Source organism: Curtobacterium sp. 1544, assembly GCF_040544915.1.
GTDB classification, from domain to species: domain Bacteria; phylum Actinomycetota; class Actinomycetes; order Actinomycetales; family Microbacteriaceae; genus Curtobacterium; species Curtobacterium pusillum_C.
In genome coordinates this window covers 1-21,264 of record NZ_JBEPKX010000017.1, presented here as the reverse complement: position 1 = coordinate 21,264, position 21,264 = coordinate 1, and the positions used below count along the sequence as shown (strand labels likewise).

Sequence of the window (21,264 nt, the reverse complement as noted above, 5' to 3'; positions counted from 1 at the left end):
GGATCAGTCCGCGTACCCGTACGTCCCCTGGGACATGAGCAGTCGCAGCTGCGCGAGCGAGGCCACTCCCTGCGTGATGGAGGGGCTGGCGATCTGTCCGTCGAACGCGTCGGACGCGCCGCCGCTGGACAGCGCGCCGCCGATCCGGAGGCCGCCGGTGACGGGCTTCTCGCCCGAAGCGAGCGCGTGCGCGACCGCGTGGGAACCAGTGGGCGAGGCGCTGACGAGGATCCTGGCCTGACCGTTGCCGGCATCCCAGATCCCCGTGACGAAGTACCAGGTCCGGTCGCCAGGCACCGTCGAGTAGTCGACGCCGGTCGGCGCGGCACAGTCCGTGGCCGGTGCGTCGGTCTGCTGCTTCACGCAGAAGCGGAACGTCCCGCCGATGTACTGGAGGTAGAAGGCCGACGTCGTGTCGCCGTCGATGGAGACCGCTGTGTTGGAGTGCCCTTCGGCGCCGGCAGACAGCTTCATCCACGCCGACACGGTGTAGCTCTGCGTCGTCGAGACCGGCGCAGCGGCGGTCGTGGTCGGCCCGATCGAGGCGAAGTACCCGAGGGAACCCCGCACCGTGTGGTTCTCGCAGGTCGAGCTCGCCGAGTCGAACCAGTCGCTTCCGGACCAGCAGGACCAGATCGGGCGCGCGGTCGAACCGGACGGGACGTCGGCCGCGGAGGCCCACGAGTAGCCCAGGACGGCCTTGGTCGTCGTCCCGCTCGGGCAGGAGCCGGTGGTCGTCTGGTCGCCCCAGCTCCCGATGCACGACGTGAGGGTGAACGCACCGGTCGGCTTCGTCGCGGTGGCGCTCACGATCTCGCCGAGGGTGGACTCGTAGTGCGTGCCGGACGGTGCGCTCCCGGAGACGGCGGCACGGTGTCCGCCGGATCCGCTGAACCGGTTGATGCGGACCAGGTCCGGTTCCTGCATGACCGTGGTCCCGAGCTGGCCGGGGAAGTCACCGGGAGTCGACGTGGACACGCTCGGATCGACGGTGAGCGGCAGGCGCGCGCTCGTCCCGGTGCCGCCTGCAGCCCGGTCGTCCGCGATGACGGTCGGGGAGCCCGACGTCCCGCTGCCCGTGACGGAGCCGTCGGTCAGTCCCGTCCAGACGTGTCCGGCGGTACCGGCGCCGGAGCCGACGCGCGGATCCGGGTCGGCATCGGCCGAGACGCCGTCGTCGTCGAGTCCGTCGGACGAGTCCGAGTCGTCGGTCGCCGCTTGCGCCGAGACGTTCCCTGCTCGGTCGATCGCCCACACCCAGAGCGTGCTCGTCGTGTCCTGCGGCGCGAACGTGATCGTCGCCGAGTGGTTCGCGTCCGCGCAGACGTAAGAGACGATCCCGTCCTCGAAGGTGCAGTCGTGGTAGCCGGTCGCGGTGCTCACGGCGTCGGAGAGCGGCTGGGTCTTCGAGCCGCTGTCGTCGTAGCTCACGAAGTACTCGAAGCCGCGGACGTCGGAGTCCTTCGACGAGACCGTGACCGTGGTCGGCGTGCCCACGACGCGGTGAGCGCTGCCGACGGTGACGGTCGGTCGTGCGGGCGCCTTGTCGTCGGCGGTGAAGTAGCACCAACCGGTCCATCCGCCCCAGTCAGCCCCGTCGTTCGTCTTCGCGCGCCACATGTACGAGCCGTTGGCCAGGGTCTTCTTCGGGACGGTCACCGTCTGGCGCCCGCCCTCGGTCTCCGCGCTCGCCTTCGTCCAGATCGCCGTGTCGGGATCGCTCGACCGCATCACCTGGTAGGTGGTGTGCATCGTGCCGCCGTCGGGGTCGCTGGCGTTCGCGGCGAAGACGAGGTCCTGCGCGCTGTTGTTCACCCACGCGGCCCCGGCGACGGATGTCCCACACGCGCGTGTCGGCGCGGTGATCGTCTGCCCCGTCGGCACGTTCGGAGCGGTGTTGTACTCGACCGTGAGCGACGCACCCTGGTTGAAGTGCTTGCGGCTCAGGGCGCCCTCGTTGTCTGCGCGGAGACCGATCTGGAGCGTTCCGCCGGCCACCGCCTGGACGCCGCGGGTGACGTCCCACCCGTAGGCCTTGCCGCCCATGTCGCAGCCGCTCACGCCCGCGATGTACGTGTCGGAGATGTGGTCTCGCCACTGCCCCTGGTTCGCCTGGTCGTAGTTCCAGTTCTGACCGGCCCCGACGACGCCGTAGCGCCACGCCTGGATGTTGTTGCTCCCACAGCTGTACGTGGCGACCGCGTTGAAGTGCGCACTCGTGATGTGCTTGCCGGCGAGGCCGCTCGTGCTGAACTGCCAGAAGGCCCGCGACATGTAGGTCCGACCGTCCTGCACCGCGTAGCCGACGCTCTGGTACCCGGCGGAGTACTGGCCGTTGAGGTACGACTGCGTCGGGTAGGCGTTGTCGTCGAACCAGAACGCGTTCTGACCCGCCGACCAGTCGGGGTCCACGTAGACCGGGTACTGCGGGGCGGCGGCCGTCACCGCGGCGACGTCGAGCGTGAGTGTGTCCGCCTGTGCGACGTGCTCGACGGGTCGTGGGCTGCCAGCACCGCCGGGGCCCGAGGCGTCGCCCCCGTGCGAGGAGTCCCACCAGGTCGGGGTCGACGAGGTGAGCGTGGATCCGTCCGCCGTCGTGGCGGTCGAGCCGGTCTGCGTCGTGCTGAGTGTCGCACCGTGCAGCTCGAGTTCGACCTTCTGGAGGTCCGGGTCCGCGGCGGCCTCGGCAGACTGCACCACGAGGACCTCGGACATCCCCGAAGCGGTGGCGGTCAGCCGGAGGTCGACGTCGGGCAGGACGTCGTCGTAGGTGGCGGTCGCGCCGTCGACCCGCGGAGCGGGGAGCGCACCGCCGTCCGGCCAGGACTCCGTCACCCAGTTCCCGGAGTCGGTCCGCACCTGGGCGAGTGCGCCGTCGCCTCCGCGGGAGAACCGGACGTCCGTGTCGGTGGCAGCGGGGGACAGCCACTCGCCGTCCGTCGTGAGCGTCGGGTCGACCGGGACCCAGCGGCCGTCCTGGCGGGTCCGCACCGGCAGGCTGTCCTCGGTGAGGCGCATCGAACCATCTGGCTCGGCGGTGACCAGCTCGGTGGGCGTCGTCGCACCGTCGACGGTCACCGCGTGGCCGTAGGTCGTCGCTATCGCCTGTGCGGTTCCGGTGTCGTCCGCGGACGACGCATCCGCGGTCGCCTCTCCGGCCGCGGCTGCTGGGGCCGCGGAGACCACCAGCGCCGAGACGACGAGTGCGGACGATGCGAGCGCGGCGAGCAGGGCTCGGCCCTGTGGCATGTGTTCCCCCTATGAGCATGCTGTGCGCAGTGTGCGCAGCGTCACGGTAGCGGCGTGCAGGATCGCCCCAGGACCCCCCGAACGAGTGACCTCGTCGTCGAGCACCGCCGTCTCCGGCGCGGAGAACGGCGTCGTTGCTGGGCAGCACCGCACGTCGTGCGCTTGGTGAAGGTCCCCTCAGGAACGCCCGGTCGAGCGCCGGAAACCCGCGGGATCGTGTCCGCTGCGCCCTGAACGGGGGGTCGTTTCCTATGTGTTCCCTCTCGGTACGATCCCGAAGCCGTGTGAGCCGGGGTGCTCGCACGCGCAGACACAGGGAGCAGGGGGACAGGTGCTCGGAGCATCCGCATCCATCGTCGGGACGGACGTCGGCAGGGCCGTCGTCGGCGTGGTCGCCGGGGGTGGCGCGGCATGAGCCGCCGGCACCGGGCGCCTCGTCGGCGAGGCGTCGTCGTCCTGCAGAGTGCCCTCGCGCTGGTCGCCGTGGGCGCTCTGGCGGTCTCGACGTTGACCGTCATCGAGTCCGACCGCGTGCCGGTCGTGGCCGACCTGGGGAAGGCGGTCGCCGGCCACTCCGCCACGGACCTGCGGGCTGCCGAGACCGCCCGGTCGTCGCGCTCGACGGTCGTGCCGACGGTCCACCTCGGTCACGACTCCTGGACGGTTGCACTCCACGGGGCCGCCGCCGGCGTCACGACCTCCGGGCCGGAAGGATCGACGGCCGCCAGGGTCCACGGATCGTGGTCGTCACTCGGTTCGAGTCCGATCGCGGTCGCGGCGGCGACCCGACCGGGAACGGCGACCAAGGTCGTCAAGGAGCTCAGGGTCAGCGTGCCGACGGCGAAGCAGGCGTCGAAGCGACACTTGCCGGGCATCGCGCTGACACTCATTCGCGAGGACGCGGGCGCCGCGGCTCCGGTGGCCGTCCGGATCCCACGATCCCTGCTCGCCCGGCAGTTCGGTGCCGACTACGCCTCGCGCACGCGCTGGGTGCAGGTGGACGAGGGGAAGGCCCTGTCCGCGCGGACGATGACGCCCGTCGCGACGACGACGAGTGGCGGCGACCTCGTGATGACGCCGAGGATCGCGTCACGGGCGGTGACCCTCGCGGCGACCAGTGCCCCGGTGTCCAGCAACGGATCCGGCACGTTCTCGGCCTCTCCGCTCAAGGAGGCCGGCAGCTGGGACGTGTCAGCACAGACCGGCGACTTCTCCTGGCAGTACCCGATGGACGTCCCGGACGCTCCTGCTGGTCCCGCGCCCGACCTCTCGCTGACCTACGACTCGCAGTCCGTCGACGGCGAGACAGGATCGACGAACAACCAGCCGTCCGCCATCGGCGACGGCTGGGACCTCGGTGGCGGAGGGTTCATCGAGCGCCAGTACGTCGCCTGCTCCCAGGACGACGGACCGTCCGGCGCGGTGAAGACCTCCGGCGACCAGTGCTGGAAGACCGACAACGCCACGATCTCGCTGAACGGCCACGCCACGGCTCTCGTGAAGGACCGGAGCACCGGCACCTGGCGGATGAAGTCGGACGACGGATCGCGCATCGAGCACCTCGTCGGCACCGAGCAGGGCTGTTCGGCGAACGGCACGTACGACACGGACTGCTGGCGCGTCACGACCACGGACGGCACGCAGTACTACTTCGGCAAGAACCAGCTGCCCGGCTGGGCCAGCGGGAAGGCGACCACGAACTCGGCGTGGACGGTGCCCGTGTTCGGCAACGACAGCGGCGAGCCGTGCCACGCGTCGACCTTCGCGGCGTCCTCGTGCGTGCAGGCCTGGCGGTGGAACCTCGACTACGTGGTCGACGTCCACGGGAACGCCGAGGCGTTCTACTACGCCGCCGAGTCGAACAGCTACGGCAAGAACGGATCCGGCGCGACGAGCTACGTGCGCGGTGGACAGCTCGACCACATCGACTACGGCCTGACCGCGGCGACCGTGTACACCGCGAGCGCCGCCACCGGTCGCGTGACCTTCGGCTACGACGCGTACGGACGGTGCAGCGACGCGACGCACACGAACTGCACGAAGGAGGCGATCGGGAGCGCCGCGACGAAACCCGCGAAGCCGACGTCCTACCCCGACGTCCCGTGGGACCAGTTCTGCACCGCGTCGTGCACGGCGAACCCCGTCCCCACGTTCTGGACCGACGGCATGCTCGACACCGTCACGACCGCGGTCAAGACCGGGACCACCTACACGACCGTCGACAAGTGGACACTGTCCCACTCGTTCCCCGACCCGGGCGACGGGACGACGGCCGCGCTGTGGATGACCCAGGTCCAGCACACCGGCTACTCGGGCAGCGCGAGCATCAGCGAGCCCGCCGTGAAGTTCAGCGGCACCACCAAGCAGAACCGCGTCTGGGCGGTCGACGGGCTCGCACCGCTCGACAAGTACCGCGTCTCGGCGATCACCGCCGAGACGGGGGCCGTCACGTCGGTGACGTACTCCGGTCAGGACTGCACACCCGGCGAGGCGGCCGCGATCGAAGCGGCCGCGGCGACCAACACGCGACGGTGCTACCCGCAGTGGTGGACTCCGTCGATCACGCCCGCACAGGACGCGAAGCTCGACCTCTTCCACAAGTACGTGGTGACGAAGGTCGTCGACGACCCGAAGACCGGCGGCGCCAACGACCGCCCACGCGAGACGCAGTACGCCTACACGGGGGCCCCGGCCTGGAAGTACAACACGTCCGTGTTCACGCCGGAGAAGAAGCGCACGTGGTCGGTGTTCGCCGGGTACGACCAGGTTGAGGTCCGGGACGGCGACAGCAGCGCTCCTTCGTCGCAGAAGACCACGGCCTACACGTTCTACCGCGGACTCGACGGAGACCGGGCCGGGACGAGCGGCGGCAGCAAGGTAGTCACGGTGACGGACGCTCCCGGTGTCGTCGACGCGCCGTGGTTCGCCGGACAGGTCCGCGAGACGACGGTCCGGAACGGCGTCGGCGGGCCGGTCCTCTCCGACACGGTGAACACGCCGTGGACGTCCGACGTCGCAGCCGACGACGGGACGAACCAGGCCAGACGGATCGAGGACGGGACCGTCCACGCCACCGAGCCCACGGCCGACGGGCGAGGTCGGAGCACCGACACCACGACGACCTACGACGACGACGGGGATCCCGTCCGGGTGAGCACCGTGACCTCCGATGCCGGCGCGACGTGCACGACGACGACGTACGCGTCGACGAACACGGGCGCGTGGATCGTCGGGCTCCCCGTCGAGGAGAAGACCATCGGACTCCCGTGCGGGACGGCACCTGCGACGTCGAACGACATCGTGTCGGACACCCGGACCAGCTACGACGGCGCGGCACTCGGCGCTGCACCGACGAAGGGCGACGCCACCAAGGTGGAGACGGTGACCGGCTTCGCCGGCGGCGTCACGTCGTGGACCACGACGGCCTCGACCAAGTACGACGCGCTCGGCCGCGCCGTCAGCGTGACGGATGCGCTGGGACGCACGACCTCCACGGCCTACACCCCGGCGTCCGGGGGACCCGTGACCGCGACGACGGTGACGAACCCGAAGGGGTGGAAGAGCACCACGACGCTCGATCCCGCCCGTGGTTCGGAACTCACGGCGACCGACGTCGCCGGTGACGTCACGACCGCCACCTACGACGCGCTCGGCAGGCGCACCCAGGTCTGGCTCCCGGGACACCCGAAGGCGTCGTTCGCATCGTCGCCGAGCACCTCCTACGCCTACACCGAGACACAGACGGCACCCCTCGCCGTCGCGACGACGACGCTCAACTGGGGCGGGACCACCACGGCCTACGTGCTCTACGACGGTCTCGGGCAGCAGGTGCAGACGCAGGACCCCTCCGGCTCCGGCGGCAGCGTCGTCACCGACACCTGGTACGACGCGCAGGGTCGTGTGGCCAACACGAACAACTCGTACTGGGCCAGCGGCACCGCGCCGTCCGCCAAGCTGTTCCTCCCGGTGAGCCAGCAGCAGATCCAGTCGGCCGTCGCGAAGGAGTACGACGCTGCAGGCAGGACCACGGCCGAGGTGACGAGTTCGTACGGCAAGGAGCAGTACCGCACGACGTCGCGGTGGCAGGGCGCCGACCAGGTCGACGTGACACCGCCGCAGGGTGGGACGCCGACGAGCACGTCCACCGACTCACTCGGGCACAAGCGCCTCCTCCGCCAGTACCTCGGCGGCAGCATCGCTCCGGGGGCCGCCCACCAGGACACGACGTACGGGTACGACGGCCGCGGTGACATGACGACGATGCGGGACCCCGCCGGCAACACCTGGTCGTGGGCGTTCGACCCGACCGGCGACATGATCGCCCAGGACGACCCGGACTCCGGTCACTCGGCCTTCTCGTACGACCCTGCCGGCAACCGCACCTCGAGCACCGACGCGCGTGGCGTGACGCTCACGACGGCCTACGACGACCTCGACCGCAAGACCGACGAGTACTCCGGTGGAACCGACGGCGCCCTCCTCGGCCACTGGGACTACGACACGGTCAAGCGCGGCGAGCTCAGCACCTCGACGGCCTACCGGGGCTCGGCGCCGGGCGCCCCCGGGTCCGCGGTCTCGACGACGATCACCGGGTACGACGGCGCGGACAAGCCGACCGGGAAGACGGTCTCGATCGGAGCCGGTGCCCCGGCGTTCGCGGGGACGACCTACACGACGAAGACCACCTACAACCAGGACGAGACCGTCGCCACCGTCACGATGCCGGCCGCCGGAGGTCTCGCCGCCGAACGACTCAGCTACACCTACGACGCGCTCGGCGCACCGTCGAGCGTCGCCGGGACGAAGAGCTACGCCGGTGTGGTCCGGGACGCCCTGAACCGGGTCGCCCAGGTGGACCGCGACGGCACGGTGGCCAACACGTCCGCGTACACGCGGGACGCGGTCACCGGCGACGTGGTCGGGATCCAGGACCAGACCGGCACCGGGTCCTCCACCGTCGTCCAGGCGAAGCGCACGTACGCGCGGAACGCCGTCGGCACCGTGACCTCGGCGCAGACCACGGGTGCGGCCGGCAGCGAGACGCAGTGCTACTCGTACGACGCGCTCCAGGAGCTCACCGAGGCGTGGACCCCCGCGACGGGTGCCTGCGACGCCACAGCGGACCCGGCCGCGCTCGGCGGCCCCGCGCCGTACTGGCACAGCTACCGGTACGACCTCGCCAGCGGCAACCGGACCGGTGTCACGACCCACTCGACGACGGGCGGCACGGACCGCACGGCGACGTACACCTACCCGGCCGCCGGCACCGCGCACCCGCACGCCGTCCAGTCCGTGGTGACGGACGACGGCACGAACAGGACGTCCGACTCCTTCGCGTACGACGAGGCGGGTGACACCACGACGGCACGGAGCGCGACACTGGCGTACGACGAACACGGGAAGCTCAGTGCGACGACGGTGGGCGCCCAGCGTCAGGACGACGTCTACGACGCGGACGGTCAGCTGCTGATCCAGGTCGACCCGCGGGACGGTGCCTCCCTGTTCCTGGGCGACACGGAGCTCCACCGAGCCGACGGCAGCTCCTCCGACACCGCGACACGTACCTACTCGATCGCGGACATCACGGTCGCCGAGCGCGACACGGCGTCCGGTACGAGCAGGGTGTTCGCGCTCGACACCGACATCGACGGCAACGCCGACCTGCAGTCCGACGTGCTGACCGGTGCGGTGACCAGACGGTGGTTCACGCCGTTCGGCGAGTCGCGGGGAGAGCCCGTCGCGTGGACGTCGGCGCACGGCTTCCTCAACAAGGCGGCCTCGGCGTTCTCGGGACTGACGCAGCTCGGTGCGCGCGCGTACGACGCCACGCTCGGCCGGTTCCTGTCGGTCGACGCGGTCCTCGCACCGGACAACCCGCAGCAGAACAACGGGTACGCGTACAGCGGCAGCAACCCGATCACCTTCACTGATCCGAGCGGTGACTGCTACATGGCGAACGACCGACCGGGCGGATACTGCGTGCTCGGCAGTCGTCCGCCGACGGCGACGAACCCGTACTACCACCCGACGCCGCCGAAGACGAGTCGGCCCACCGCTGCCCCGGCTCCGCGCAGCCACGTCCCGAGGAGCGCATCACCGGCTCCGCGGCACTGGAGTCCACGGGTCACGCAGAAGCCGGCGAAGCGGCACGGGTTCGACCTCGGCGCGGCGTGGAAGCACGTGCAGGCCGGCGCCAAGTTCCTGACCGACAACCCGATCGTCGGGACTGCGTTGAACATCTGCACGCTCATCCCTGGTGGGATCGGGACCGGGTGCAGCGTCGCTCAGACCGGTCTCTACGCGGTGCAGGGCAGGTGGGTCGAAGCCGGCGCGTCCGCGGTGGGTATCGTTGCCGGTGGCGCGGTCGCGAAGGTCGCGATGAAGGGCTTCAAGTACACGGCGGCCACGAAGGTCTACCGGATGGCAGCCCAGACGTCGAGACCTCGGACCACCGTGCTCCGCGTCGAACGAGCGGCGAACTGGACGGCCGAGAACGCGTTCGGAGGCGTGTTGGGCGGTGCGGCCGACACGATCGATCCGGACCACGACGGGGTCCCCGGCCAGAGGTGACGAGGAACGATGACGGATGAACTGGTGCGGTTCCGGCGCGGCGCGGCGCTCGTACTCGCGGCCGTGGGGGTCGTGGCAGCGACTGCCGCTGTGCTCGGGTTCCCGCTCGTGTTCGTGGTCGGGCGAGGACCGTCGAACGTCGACCACTTCGCGGGCGTGTACCGGAGTGAGTACTCGGCGTGGCTCGGTCACGACGGGTGGCGAGCGTCCGGAGCCGCCTGGATCTACGCGGCCGTCGCGCTCGCGGCCGTCGCCGGTGCCGGGCTGTTCGCCGGTGTGGTCACGGCACGCGGGACCCGGGCGCTCGTACTCGTCACCGGACCTGCGGCGCTGGTCGTGGCGCTCGGTCCGCTCCTGCAGCACCTCGCCGGGGCAGGCTGGAGCAACTACAGCTCCGTGGGGGACGACTTCATGCCGTTCACTCCGGTCTGGGCGGTGGTCGTCCTGGTGCTGTGGGGTGTCGCCATCGGATCGAAGTGGTCGCGCGAGCGCCGCCGCGGGTCGACCCGCATTCGGAACTCTTCGGCGCGGGGGACGTCCGGTCGGCACTGATCTCGAGTCCACGTTCGTGAGCGCAGCACTGCCTGCCGGCTCACGTGCGTGAGCGCGATGGCAGCAGCTCGAGCGTGCTGGTCCCGACCGTCCGTCAGCGTGCGGCGGTCGTCCGCCGCGCCACCAGTCGGGGTTGGACGAGCACCTCGGTCGCCGCCAGCGTCGGGTCGGCGATGCGGGCGAGCAGCCGCTCGCCGGCGCCCCGACCGATCTCGACGCTGCGGTCGTCGATGCTCGTCAGACCGACGTACCGCGTCGCCGCGAGCGGTGTGTCGTCGTAGCCGATGACCGAGACGTCCTCGGGGACGCGGAGCCCGCGCTCCGCGAGCTCCGACAACGCGCCGAGCGCCATCACGTCGTTCGCCGCGAACACCGCCGTGACTTCGGGGCGCTCGTCGAGCAGCTGCCCCAGCGCTCGCGACCCCGCTCCTTCGGTGGGCTCTCCGGGGAGGACGACCGTCGCGACCTCGGCTCGGCGGTCGACACCGGCCGTGAAGCCCGTGCGCCGTTCGTCGGACGCGGCCGACGACGCGCCGATGAACCCGGAGTGCGTGTGGCCGAGCGTGAGCAGGTGCTCCGCAGCCATCGCCCCACCGGCACGGTCGTCGTTCGCCACCGTGTCCGCGCGGGGGATCGAGACGCGGCCACCGGCGATGACGAGCGGTGTGGAGGCCGGGATCGCGAGGTCCGTGTCGGGTTCGCCGGCGATCACGAGTCCCTCCACGCGCATCGACAGGAAGCCCTCGACGGGAGAGGCGTCGAGCCCGGTGTTGAGGAACCGGTCGGCCACGACGAGCCGGTGCCCCTGGTCCTGCAGTGCCTCGCGCAGCCCGGTCAGCAGGTCGACGAACCACTGGTTCCGGAAGTCGTCGAGCACCACGCCGATGGTCCGGGAACGGGTGCCCGCGAGCGACACCGCCGCGGTGGACGGGCGGTAGTCGAGCTCCTGGATCGCCTTGAGCACCGCTTCGCGCCGCTGCTGGCTCACCCGCGGGGAGCGCTGCAGCACGAGCGAGACGAGGGACTTCGAGACCCCGGCGCGCGCGGCGACGTCGTAGATGGTCGCGGGTTTGCCGGCTCCCATGATCTGCATCGACCTCCGTGGCTCTCACGTCGATCGTATCGGTGGCTCGTCGGGCGCGGGGTGCGCGGGCCGGGTGCGCGGTCCGGGTGCGCGGTCGGGTGCGCCGTCGAGTGAGCAGGAATCGTCGAGTCCGGCGCGTAGACCCGACGATTTGTGCTCAGTCGGCGACGGCTTCTGTCCTCCACACGGGAGGCGCGGGGTGCGTTGTGCACGGATCGGCCCGATCGCGCGCGGCCGGCGTCGCGATCGGGCGAGGGTGTGGGGCATGCAGCCGAGGGCACTTCCACGAGAACTCCGGAACCGGGCGTTCGACATCCGGGCAGCCGAACGCGCCGGGGTGTCGCCGGAGCGCCTCCGGCGCCGAGACCTCGTCAGGCCCACGCGCTCCCTCCGCTGGCACCGGTCACGACCGCCGGAGGGGATCGAACGCATCCGAGCGTTCCGCCCGCTCCTGCTCCCGGGGCAGTTCATCAGCCACACGACCGCGGCGGTGCTCTGGGAGCTCCCGGTGCCGGCCGCGCACCGGGACGGCCCGGTCCACGTCACGAGCCGACTCCCGGCCGCCCAACCCCGTCGCACGGGCGTGGTCGGGCACCGTGTCGAGGCGCTCCGAGCGGCCGTCCGTGACCGGTGGGGCCTGCCGGCGAGCACGCCGGCGACGACGTGGATCGAGTGCGGGTCGATGCTCTCCGTCGATGACCTGGTCGTGCTCGGCGACGCGATCGTCTCAACGGGACGGTGTCGGACGACGGTCGACGACCTCCGGGTAGCGCTCGGGCAGCGGGGACGGTGTCGGGGTGCGCGCCGTCTCCGTGCCGCGCTGGCGCTCGTCCGCCGTGGGGCGGGTTCGCCGCAGGAGACGAGGGCACGGCTGGCCATCGTCCGCGCCGGACTCCCCGAACCCGATCTGCAGGTCGAGATCCGCGACGGGCACGGTCGGTTCATCGCTCGGGTGGACATGGCCTTCCCGCGGCACCGGGTCGTGGTCGAGTACGAGGGAGACCACCACCGAACGGACCCGCACCAGTGGGCGACCGACATCCGACGGCACCGGGAGGTCGGCCGTCGGGGATGGGTCGTGCTGCGGTGGACGAAGTCGGACCTGGGCGACCACCTCGTCCAGACGCTCGCGCAGCTGCGGGAGGTCCTCCGGGAGCGCGCGTAACGTCCGCCGCATGGCGACGCTCCTCATCACCGGTGCTGCGGGCCGGATCGGGTCAGCACTGCGCCCCCGACTGCTCGCGGCCGGTCACGACCTCGTCCTGTTCGACGAACACGAGCCGGCGGACGCCGTGTCCGCGGGCGAACGTCTCGTCGTCGGTTCCGTCAACGATCCCGACGCGCTCGATGACGCGTTGACGGGTGTCGACACGGTCGTGCACCTCGCTGGGGTCCCGACGGAGGACGACTGGGACGCCCTGGTGACGGCGAACCTGACCGGCACGAAGAACGTCCTCGAGCGGGCTGCCGCGGCCGGCGTGCTCCGGGTCGTCCAGGCGAGTTCGGTCCACGCGGTCGGTCGCGTCCCCGAACCCGTCGACGCACCGGGGAGCGTCCCCGGCGATCGTCTCCCGCGACCCGACACGTACTACGGCGTCACGAAGGCCGGGATGGAGCTGTTGGGCAGCCTGTTCGCGGACCGGTTCGAGATGTCGATCGTCTCGGCGCGGATCGGGGCGTTCGGCGACGTGCCGTCCTCGCAGCGCGCGCTCCTGCTGTGGTCCTCGCCCGACGACCTCGCACACCTGGTGATCGCCACGACCGAGCTCACCCAGCCCGGTCACCACGTGGTGTGGGCACTCTCGAGGAACACCGGGTCACCGGCTGACCTGCGCGCCGGCGAGGCGATCGGCTTCCTTCCGCGCGACGACGCATCCCGTGTGCTCGACCCCGACGACCGGGACGCCTTCGCGCGGGAGGACATGCGGTACCTCGGCGGTGGCCTGGCGGACGTCCCGCTCGGTCGCCGCGAGCACTGACGGCCCCGTCGACGGAGCAGAAATCGTCGGGTGCCGAACGGCGACCCGACGATTTCTGCTCACTCGACGAAGCGGCGCGGGGGTGGGGCGGGCGCGCGGGGGGCGGGGACGGGACCCGCCGCACGCCGCGCGCGCTAACCGATCAGGCTCGGGCGCAGGTCGCGCAGCGTCCGGGAGCGGGTCTGCCGCGCCGTGACGACGTACGACACGAGCAACGCGCCGAGCAGCCAGCACGCCAGCACCCCCGCGTCCGACCAGGTCGCCGCGGCGGACCCGCCGTACATCGTCTGCCGGATCGCATCGACGGAGTACGTCATCGGGAGCGCGAAGTGCAGCGCCGCCAACGGCCCCGGCAGCGTCTGCCACGGGAACGTCCCACCGGCGGTGACGAGCTGCACGAGCATGAGCACCAGGCCGAGGAACTGCCCGACGGACCCGAGCAGCACGTTGAGCGCCATGATGATCGCCGCGAAGGTCGCCGACGCCAGCACCATGATCCCGATCGTCGGCCCCGTCCAGGCGACGTCGAGGTCGAGGGCGAACCGGACGATGAGGAACAGCGCCACCATCTGCACGAGCCCGAGCAGCGCGGGCGTCAGCCACCCGCCGAACACCACCCGCAACGGCTTCCGCACGGCCGTGATCGCCCGCTTCGAGATCGGCTTGAGGATGAGGAACAGCGCGTACATGCCGATCCACGCCGCGAGCGAGATGAAGAACGGCGCGAGGCCGGCCCCGTAGTTCGACGCCGAGGCGACGTCGTCCGTCCCGACCTTCACCGGGTCGGAGATCACCGACGCCTGGTCGTTCCGCTGGGAGGCGGTGGAGGCGGGGATCTTCGTGCGGCCGTCGTCGAGCTTCGACGCGAGCTCGGACGAGCCGCTCTCGAGCTTGGTCAGCCCGGACGCCAGCGACTTCGCACCCTGGTCGGCCGACGCGGCCCCGGCGGCGAGCTGCGACGCACCGGACGACAGCGTGGGCGCCGCCGCGGCGAGCTGCGACGTGCCCGACGCGACCTGCGACGACCCGGAGGCGAGCTGCGAGGCGCCGTCGGCGGCGGACGCGATCCCGGAACTCAGCTTCGGCGCCGCGGCGGACAGCTGCGCCGCACCCGCGGAGACCTGCTGCGACGCGGCGTTCAGCTTGTCCACCTTGGTCTGGGCATCGGCCAGGGTGGCCTTCGTCTGCGCCCCGAGGGCGTTCGCCTGGGCGACGGCCTGCTTGATCCCCTGCTCCTGCTCCTCCGAGAGTTCGACACCCTCCGGCAGGTTTGCTTGCAGCTCGGCGAGCAGGGCGTCCGCGTCGACGGGTTGCACCGTCGCGGCGTCCTCGTTCGCGCCGTCGACCAGGTCGGCGATCTGCTGGTTGCCACCGGCCACCTGCTGCGCGCCGTACGCGAGCTTCGCCGTCTGGGCCGGCAGCGACGCCGTCTGCTGCTTCGCGTCCTGCAGCCCCGACGACAGCGTCGATGCACCGGACGCCACCTGCTGCGCGCCGGAGTTCAGCGCGGCGGTCTGCGACGGCAACGCGGCCGTCCCGTCGGCGAGCGTGGCCGCGCCGTCCGCGAGCTTGCCGGTACCGTCGGCGAGGGTCGCCGCCCCCGAAGCGGCAGAGCTCGCACCCGAGGCGAGCTGCCCGGCTCCGTCGACCGCGTCGCCGAGACTGTCGCGCACGTCGGCGAGACCCACGAGCAGGGTCTTCGCCGCCTGCTTCCCGACGCGCTCGGCCACCGCGGTGCGCATGGTCTTGCCCGCCTGCTCGGCGATCGTCGACGCGAGGTACGAGTTCGTGTCAGCCGTCGTCATGACGAGCTTCGCCCGCTTCGGGTCGTCGGACTGCGCCGACACGAGGGACTCCGAGAAGTCGTGCGGGATGGTCACCACGAAGTCGTAGGTGCCGTTGCGCACGCCGGAGCGCGCGTCGGCCGCCGAGGTCTTCGTCCACTTGAAGTCGGCGCCGTCGATGGCCTCCTTCGTGACGTCCTTGCCGTAGTCGACGCGGTCGCCGTCGAGGGTGGCGCCGGCGTCCTGGTTCACGATCGCGGCAGGGACCTGGTCGAGCTTGGCGTACGGGTCGCGGTTGGCCCAGAGGTAGGCGCCGCCGTAGAGCAGCGGCACGACCATGAGCGCGATGAACGCGAGTCGTGCGAGCGGGGTCGCGGTGAGTCGCGCCAGTTCGGCGCGGACGAGCGAGGTGGTGGTCACGCGGTCGCCTCCGTGGGCAGGTGGTCGGTGTCGGACTGGAGGCGCGCGTCGTCTCCGTCAGGTCGGGCCACGTCCTCGGGGTCCTCGGTCTGGGTGGTTCCGGTCGTCTGGATGGTGTCGAGCGGCTCGACGGTGTCGAGCAGGTGCTCGACGGTCGCTGCTGCGGCCTTGGAAGTCACGAGCACGACGGTCACGCCGCGGCGGGCGATGTCGCGGACGACCGCGAACCAGCCCTCCACGGCGCCGCCGTGCCGCTCGGGCGAGGTGATCACGAGCCCGGTCACACCGTCCCGCAGCAGGGCGAGTTCGGCGAGCAACCGGACGCGCACGTCGGTCGGGACCCGCTGCACGTGCGTGTCGGCGTACTCGCGCAGCCCGAGCTCGTCGAGCACGGTGTCGACGTGCTGGCGGGAGGGCCGCTGTTCGGCGAACGCGAGCTCCTCGCGCACGATGCGCCGGACGCTCATCACCGGGAACGGCTCGGCGATGCCGGGGGTGTCGACGAGCGCGAACGCCTTCCGGATCGCCGCGGCGTCCTCGTGCCCGTCGAGCAGCACGCGGCCGGTCTCGGGCTGCATGCGGCCGCCGGCGACGAGGGACGCGAGCACGGGGGCCTGCTCCGTCTCGACGGCGATCACGCCCGGGCGTCCCGGTGCGGCGACGGCGGACACGACGGGCAGGGCCGCGCCGGGCTCCTCGCCGATGCCGACGTGGTCGAGTTCGATGGTCATGCGGGGTCCTTGCTGGCGGAGGGGTTCGTGGAGTGGGCGGGTGCGACCGGCTCGGAGAGCATCGCGGTGCGCCAGTCGATGCCGGCCATGCCGAGTGCCGACAGCACCACCATGCGCCGGCCGTCCTCGTCGGACGTCCCGGAGCGGGTGGCCTCGTCGAGGACGGCGATGCACGCGCCCTCGACCAACCGGCCGAGCGTCGCGGGGTCGACGTCGTCGCGCATCGCACCGTCGGCGATCCCGAGGGCGCAGGCGTCCCGGACCTGGGCACGCAGGGATGCGAACACCTCGGCGACGGACTCGCTGAACGGGCTGCGGATCGCGACCCGGGCCATCGAGCGGACGTGCGAGACCTCGGCCCAGAGCGTCACCGCGATGGCGGCGAGCCGTGCGGCCGGGGGCAGGGCGACGAGGTCGGACGTGGTCGGCATGGCCGCGGCGACACGGGCGGCACCGGCGGTCACGACCTCGCGCACGAGGTCGTCGCGCGACGGGAAGTGTCCGTAGACCGCACGCCGGGACAGCCCGGCGGCGGACGCGATCGTCTCGAGCGAGGCATCGGGATCGCCCTGCAGGACGGTCCGCGCAGCCTGGATCAGCGCCGCGCGGTTCTCCGTCGCGTCGCGGCGGGGCGCGCGGGTCTGCTGGTCTGGACTGGTCACGCACCCCATCGTAATAACGTGCACACGGGTGTGCAAGTTATCAGGTTGACCACCCCCGAACGAGGGACGTCCCCCAAAGTGCGGACTGCGGGACCTGAGAGGAAACGCATAACTTCACAGCAATTCCTTGCGAAACACGGACGAACCGGGAGTGCGCCCTTTGAACCGTGCAACACCGAACAACGACCCGAACCCCAACCCGAACCGCTTCGCGCGCGTCCTGACCGCCGGCGTCGCCGCCGCGGCCCTGGCGTGCGGCGGACTGGCCGTCGGCGGAGCAGCCTCGGCAGCACCGGCCGGACCGGTACCGGCCGACCTGAAACTCTCGCAGCCGCTGCGGGACGCGAAGCCCTCGAAGACGATCGCCGCGTTCGTGCGGACGACCGGCCAGGGCGCGCTCGAGGTCGACGCCCAGGCGAAGGGCGGGGACCTCACGAAGTCGAAGACCCCGTCCTCGGCGGCGAAGCAGCGCGTCAAGGCGATCGGGTCGACGGTCGACGCCGTGCGCGCCGCCGTCCAGCAGTCCGACGCGGACGCGACCGAGCTCTACTCGACCGAGTACACCGTGCCGGGCGTGGCCGTCGTCGCCGACGTCGCAGCGCTCCGGAAGGTCGCGGCCCGCTCCGACGTCGAGAGCATCATCCCGCTCACGCCGAAGAAGATCGTCGACCCGACGGTGAACGCCGACTCCGGCGCGGCACCGTCCGGTGTCGACCCGAGCCTCACGAAGCCAGGCGCGGACGGCGTCACGCCGAAGAACGCGGCGAGCGACGTCTACACCCGCTCGCTCGACGCCTGGCAGCAGACCGGCCGCACCGGCAAGGGCGTGAACGTCGCCGTGCTCGACACCGGCCTCGACTACACGCAGGCGGACTTCGGCGGTCCCGGCACCGCGGCCGCGTACCAGGCGGCGCTCGCCAACACCGGCGCACCGACGGCCGGGTCCTACGACGGCAAGAAGTTCCTCGGCGGCTACGACTTCGCCGGCCCGACGTACAACGCGGACACCACCGACCCCGCGTACGACCCGACCCCGAAGCCGGACGACAACCCGATCGACGGCAAGGGTGGCGACCACGGCACCCACGTGTCGGGCACCATCGCCGGCTACGGCCTCGACGCCGACAAGAAGACCTACACGGGCGACTACACGAAGCTCACCACGCAGCAGGTCCAGGACATGTGGATCGGACCGGGCACCGCGCCCGAGGCCGGCCTCTACGCCCTCAAGGTGTTCGGTGACAACGGCGGTTCGACCGACCTCACCGGTGCCGCGCTCGACTGGGTCGGTCAGGCCCTGACCGAGGGCAAGGACATCAACGTTCTCAACCTCTCGCTCGGCTCCGACTACGGCGCGCCGGACGACCCCGACAACGCGAAGATCGACGCGCTCACCGCCCGCGGCGTGCTGCCGGTGATCGCCTCGGGCAACGCCGACGACTTCACCGACATCGGCGGTTCGCCGGGCAACGCCGAGGGCGCCCTCACGGTCGCCGCGAGCGCCACCGGCCAGTCGCTCTACGACGGTGTCGAGGCGACCGCCCCGGCGGACGTCGCGACCACCTACCGTGCCCAGTACTCGCAGAACTACCAGGGCACGCTGCCGGTCGAGGGTGACGTCGTCGTCCCGAGCACGAACGTCGACGGCTGCGCTGCGTTCAGCGCCGACGAGGCCGCGAAGATCGCGGGCAAGGTCGTCTGGCTCAAGTGGACCGACGCCGCGCTCGAGTGCGGCTCCGGCGTGCGGTTCAACAACGTCGAGGCTGCAGGCGGTGTCGGCGTCCTGCTGGCGGGGACGATCAACACGTTCGACTCCGGCATCGCGGGGAACGCGACCATCCCGGGAGCCGAGCTGACCAAGGACAGCGTGGCGAGCCTCCAGGTCGCTGCCCAGGCCGGGACCCTGCACGTCCGCTTCGCCGACGAGCTCAAGGGCTTCCAGCTCGCGACCGACCCCGAGGCCGTGAACACGCTCGCCGGGTTCACCAGCCGGGGTGTGCACGGGTCGTTCGACGACATCGTCAAGCCGGACATCGCCGGCCCCGGGGTCAACGTGATCTCCGCGGCCAACGGCACCGGTGACGGCCGCATGTCGATGAGCGGCACGTCGATGGCGACGCCGGACGTGGCGGGCATCGCGGCGCTGACCTTCCAGTCGCACCCGACGTGGTCGGCACCGCAGGTCAAGGCCGCACTCATGAACACCGCCACGCACGACGTGCGGCAGGGTGACGGCACCGCGACCCTGCTCCGGCAGGGCACCGGCCGTGTCGACGCCCTCCAGGCGGTCACGGCGGGCACGACGGTCCGCAGCATCGAGAACGACCAGCTCGTCACCGCCTCGTACGGTGTCGTCGAGGTCGCCTCGAAGACCAGCGAGAACCGGACCCTGCAGATCGAGAACACCGACGGTCGGCCGCACACCTACGACGTGGCCTACCAGCCGCAGGTGTCGCAGCCGGGCGTGGCCTTCGCGCTCAGCACCAAGCGCGTGACGGTCCGACCGCACGGCACCGCGACGGTCAAGCTCACGTTCTCGATCGCCGACCCGACGAAGCTCCGCCGCGTCATCGACCCCACCCAGGAGTCGGTGCAGCAGGGCTACCAGCGGGAGTTCGTCGCCGCTGCCTCCGGCATCGTGACGTTCACGCCGACCGACAAGAAGCTCAACCCGCTGCGGCTCGGTACGTACGTCGCGCCGAAGCCGGTGAGCGCGGTGCACGGCTCGGACGTCGAGTTCCCCGCCACGAAGAACACGGCGGACCTCGCCCTGACCGGCCGCTCGGTCGACCAGGGTGACGCGACGACCGGCTACCACGCATCCGTCGCACCGTTCGTGCTGGGCGGGACGGACGGCCAGGAGTCCTTCCCGGCCGGCTCGGCGAAGCAGTCCCTGCAGGCGGCGGACATCCGGTCCTACGGCGCGAACTACGACAAGGCCTCGGACACGCTCGCGTTCGGCGTCCAGACCGCCGGTCCCGACGCCAACCCAGGCGCCGTGACCAACGTCGAGGTGCTCATCGACACCGACCGCGACGGCACGCCGGACTACCTGGTGTACGACGCGAAGTCGGCAGCGGTGGACGCCACGTTCGCCATGACCGTCGACCTCGCCACCGGGAAGGCGGTGGACACGCAGCCGCTGAACGGCGGCGCCCCCGGGCAGGACGTGAACACGTTCGACAGCACGGTCAAGGTCCTGACCGTGGATGCCTCGACGATCGGTGCCACCAAGGCGTTCACCTACTCGGTCCTGACCGAGTCGGCGTACGCCCCGGCCCTGGCCACGAGCGGCTCCTACGTCGTCGACGAGACGGCGGAGGCGACGTACGACCCGACGACGCCGGCGCTCACCTTCTCGCAGGGGAAGGCGACGGGCGTCTTGTTCGCCGACTCCGGGTCGCTGCAGGTCACCCGAGGCTCCGGTGCCGCGAACGCGAAGGTGCTCCTGCTGCACCTCGGCAACGCGGTCGGCGACCAGGCGGACACGGTCTCGGCGACGGTCGCCGCCCCGGTCGTGACGCTCCGCAAGGGCAGCGCCGTGACGGTCACCGGCAACCCGACGGTGGGCAAGAAGCTCACGGCGCACCACGGCTCGTGGGACGCCAAGGGCGTGCGGTACTCGTACCAGTGGCTCCGTGACGGCGCCGCCGTGCCGGGTGCCACGAAGCAGACCTACTCGCTGGGCTCGTCCGACGCCGGACACCGCTTCCAGGTGCAGGTCACCGCGACGGCGAAGGGCTACCAGGACGGATCGGCGACGTCGAAGCCGACCGCGAAGGTCACCCGCCGCTAGTCGGAGCAGTCCGAACACCGCACTCCGGGCCCCGTCACCACGCGTGTCGGGGCCCGGAGTGCGTTCCGAGGACATGTAGTTAGACAAACTAGTTATCCAGTGACAGGCTGTTCGACATGCAGCACGCAACCCTCACGCAGCTCCGAGCCAACCCGATGGAGTGGCGGCGCCGTGGGCTCACCCCGCCGGACGTCATCCAGTCCATGATCGAACAGCGCCTCGCCGAGCCCGGCCACTCGCAGCCGGTCGGCGATCCCTCCTACCAGGACTTCTTCCGCGCCTGATCGCGGACGTCACCACCAGACGGACTGGAGGCGGGGGGGGCGGGGGGCCCCCCCCCCCCCCCCGGGGGGGGGGGGGGGGGCGGGGGGCGGGGGGGGGGCGGGGGGGGGGGGGCGCAAACCCACCACGCGCCCCAAGGGGGGGGCGCCCTGACC

11 protein-coding genes are annotated in these 21,264 nt (G+C 71.4%); 6 read left to right on the top strand and 5 right to left on the bottom strand.

The annotated features are described in order from the left end of the window. Nucleotides 1–3: 3 nt before the first annotated feature. Nucleotides 4–3,249, bottom strand: a complete 3,246-nt coding sequence (locus ABIC61_RS11305) for a hypothetical protein (RefSeq protein ID WP_354029976.1) — start codon at nt 3,247–3,249, stop codon at nt 4–6. 411 nt (nt 3,250–3,660) lie between these two features. Between ABIC61_RS11305 and ABIC61_RS11300 the strand changes: the two genes are divergently transcribed. After that, on the top strand, nt 3,661–9,819 hold the full coding sequence (locus ABIC61_RS11300; RefSeq protein ID WP_354029975.1) for an RHS repeat-associated core domain-containing protein: 6,159 nt from the start codon (nt 3,661–3,663) through the stop codon (nt 9,817–9,819). Between the two features lie 9 nt (nt 9,820–9,828). Continuing rightward, nucleotides 9,829–10,371 carry a hypothetical protein gene (locus ABIC61_RS11295; RefSeq protein ID WP_354029974.1) on the top strand — a complete coding sequence of 181 codons (543 nt, stop codon included), beginning with the start codon at nt 9,829–9,831 and terminating at the stop codon, nt 10,369–10,371. Between the two features lie 94 nt (nt 10,372–10,465). Here ABIC61_RS11295 and ABIC61_RS11290 read toward each other — a convergent pair whose 3' ends face one another. After that, complete coding sequence (locus ABIC61_RS11290) at nt 10,466–11,455, bottom strand: LacI family DNA-binding transcriptional regulator (protein ID WP_354029973.1); 990 nt, start codon at nt 11,453–11,455, stop codon at nt 10,466–10,468. Between the two features lie 265 nt (nt 11,456–11,720). Here ABIC61_RS11290 and ABIC61_RS11285 point away from each other — a divergent pair, with 265 nt between their 5' ends. After that, nucleotides 11,721–12,620 (top strand): endonuclease domain-containing protein, encoded by a 900-nt coding sequence (locus tag ABIC61_RS11285; protein ID WP_354029972.1) that lies wholly within the window; start codon nt 11,721–11,723, stop codon nt 12,618–12,620. 10 nt (nt 12,621–12,630) lie between these two features. After that, nucleotides 12,631–13,434: an NAD-dependent epimerase/dehydratase family protein gene (locus ABIC61_RS11280; protein ID WP_354029971.1), complete on the top strand. Its 804-nt coding sequence runs from the start codon at nt 12,631–12,633 to the stop codon at nt 13,432–13,434. 134 nt (nt 13,435–13,568) lie between these two features. On the opposite strand, the gene ABIC61_RS11275 is transcribed toward ABIC61_RS11280, so the two are convergent. From ABIC61_RS11275 to ABIC61_RS11265, 3 genes are read right to left on the bottom strand one after another with little or no spacing between them, the layout of a single operon-like run. Next, on the bottom strand, nt 13,569–15,638 hold the full coding sequence (locus ABIC61_RS11275; RefSeq protein WP_354029970.1) for a YhgE/Pip family protein: 2,070 nt from the start codon (nt 15,636–15,638) through the stop codon (nt 13,569–13,571). Beyond that, a complete protein-coding gene (locus tag ABIC61_RS11270; RefSeq protein ID WP_354029969.1) occupies nt 15,635–16,369 on the bottom strand; it encodes a hypothetical protein in 735 nt (244 codons plus the stop codon). The genes ABIC61_RS11275 and ABIC61_RS11270 overlap by 4 nt, the downstream gene beginning before the upstream one ends. Beyond that, nucleotides 16,366–17,031: a TetR/AcrR family transcriptional regulator gene (locus ABIC61_RS11265; protein WP_354029968.1), complete on the bottom strand. Its 666-nt coding sequence runs from the start codon at nt 17,029–17,031 to the stop codon at nt 16,366–16,368. Before ABIC61_RS11265 ends, ABIC61_RS11270 begins: the two co-directional genes overlap by 4 nt. Before the next feature lie 160 nt (nt 17,032–17,191). On the opposite strand from ABIC61_RS11265, the gene ABIC61_RS11260 reads away from it, so the two are divergent. Together ABIC61_RS11260 and ABIC61_RS11255 are read left to right on the top strand one after the other, a co-directional pair. Further along, complete coding sequence (locus ABIC61_RS11260; protein ID WP_354029967.1) at nt 17,192–20,827, top strand: S8 family serine peptidase; 3,636 nt, start codon at nt 17,192–17,194, stop codon at nt 20,825–20,827. 116 nt (nt 20,828–20,943) lie between these two features. After that, nucleotides 20,944–21,111, top strand: coding sequence for a hypothetical protein (locus ABIC61_RS11255; RefSeq protein ID WP_186322078.1), 168 nt, complete (start codon nt 20,944–20,946; stop codon nt 21,109–21,111). The last annotated feature ends 153 nt before the right edge of the window (nt 21,112–21,264 follow it).

Excerpts from the sequence above, each read along its gene's own strand:
- ABIC61_RS11290 (WP_354029973.1), bottom strand. The coding sequence starts at position 11,455 with ATGGGAGCCGGCAAACCCGCGACCATCTACGACGTCGCCGCGCGCGCC.
- ABIC61_RS11270 (WP_354029969.1), bottom strand. The coding sequence starts at position 16,369 with ATGACCATCGAACTCGACCACGTCGGCATCGGCGAGGAGCCCGGCGCG.
- ABIC61_RS11255 (WP_186322078.1), top strand. The coding sequence starts at position 20,944 with ATGCAGCACGCAACCCTCACGCAGCTCCGAGCCAACCCGATGGAGTGG.
- ABIC61_RS11305 (WP_354029976.1), bottom strand. The coding sequence starts at position 3,249 with ATGCCACAGGGCCGAGCCCTGCTCGCCGCGCTCGCATCGTCCGCACTC.
- ABIC61_RS11280 (WP_354029971.1), top strand. The coding sequence starts at position 12,631 with ATGGCGACGCTCCTCATCACCGGTGCTGCGGGCCGGATCGGGTCAGCA.
- ABIC61_RS11300 (WP_354029975.1), top strand. The coding sequence starts at position 3,661 with ATGAGCCGCCGGCACCGGGCGCCTCGTCGGCGAGGCGTCGTCGTCCTG.
- ABIC61_RS11285 (WP_354029972.1), top strand. The coding sequence starts at position 11,721 with ATGCAGCCGAGGGCACTTCCACGAGAACTCCGGAACCGGGCGTTCGAC.
- ABIC61_RS11295 (WP_354029974.1), top strand. The coding sequence starts at position 9,829 with ATGACGGATGAACTGGTGCGGTTCCGGCGCGGCGCGGCGCTCGTACTC.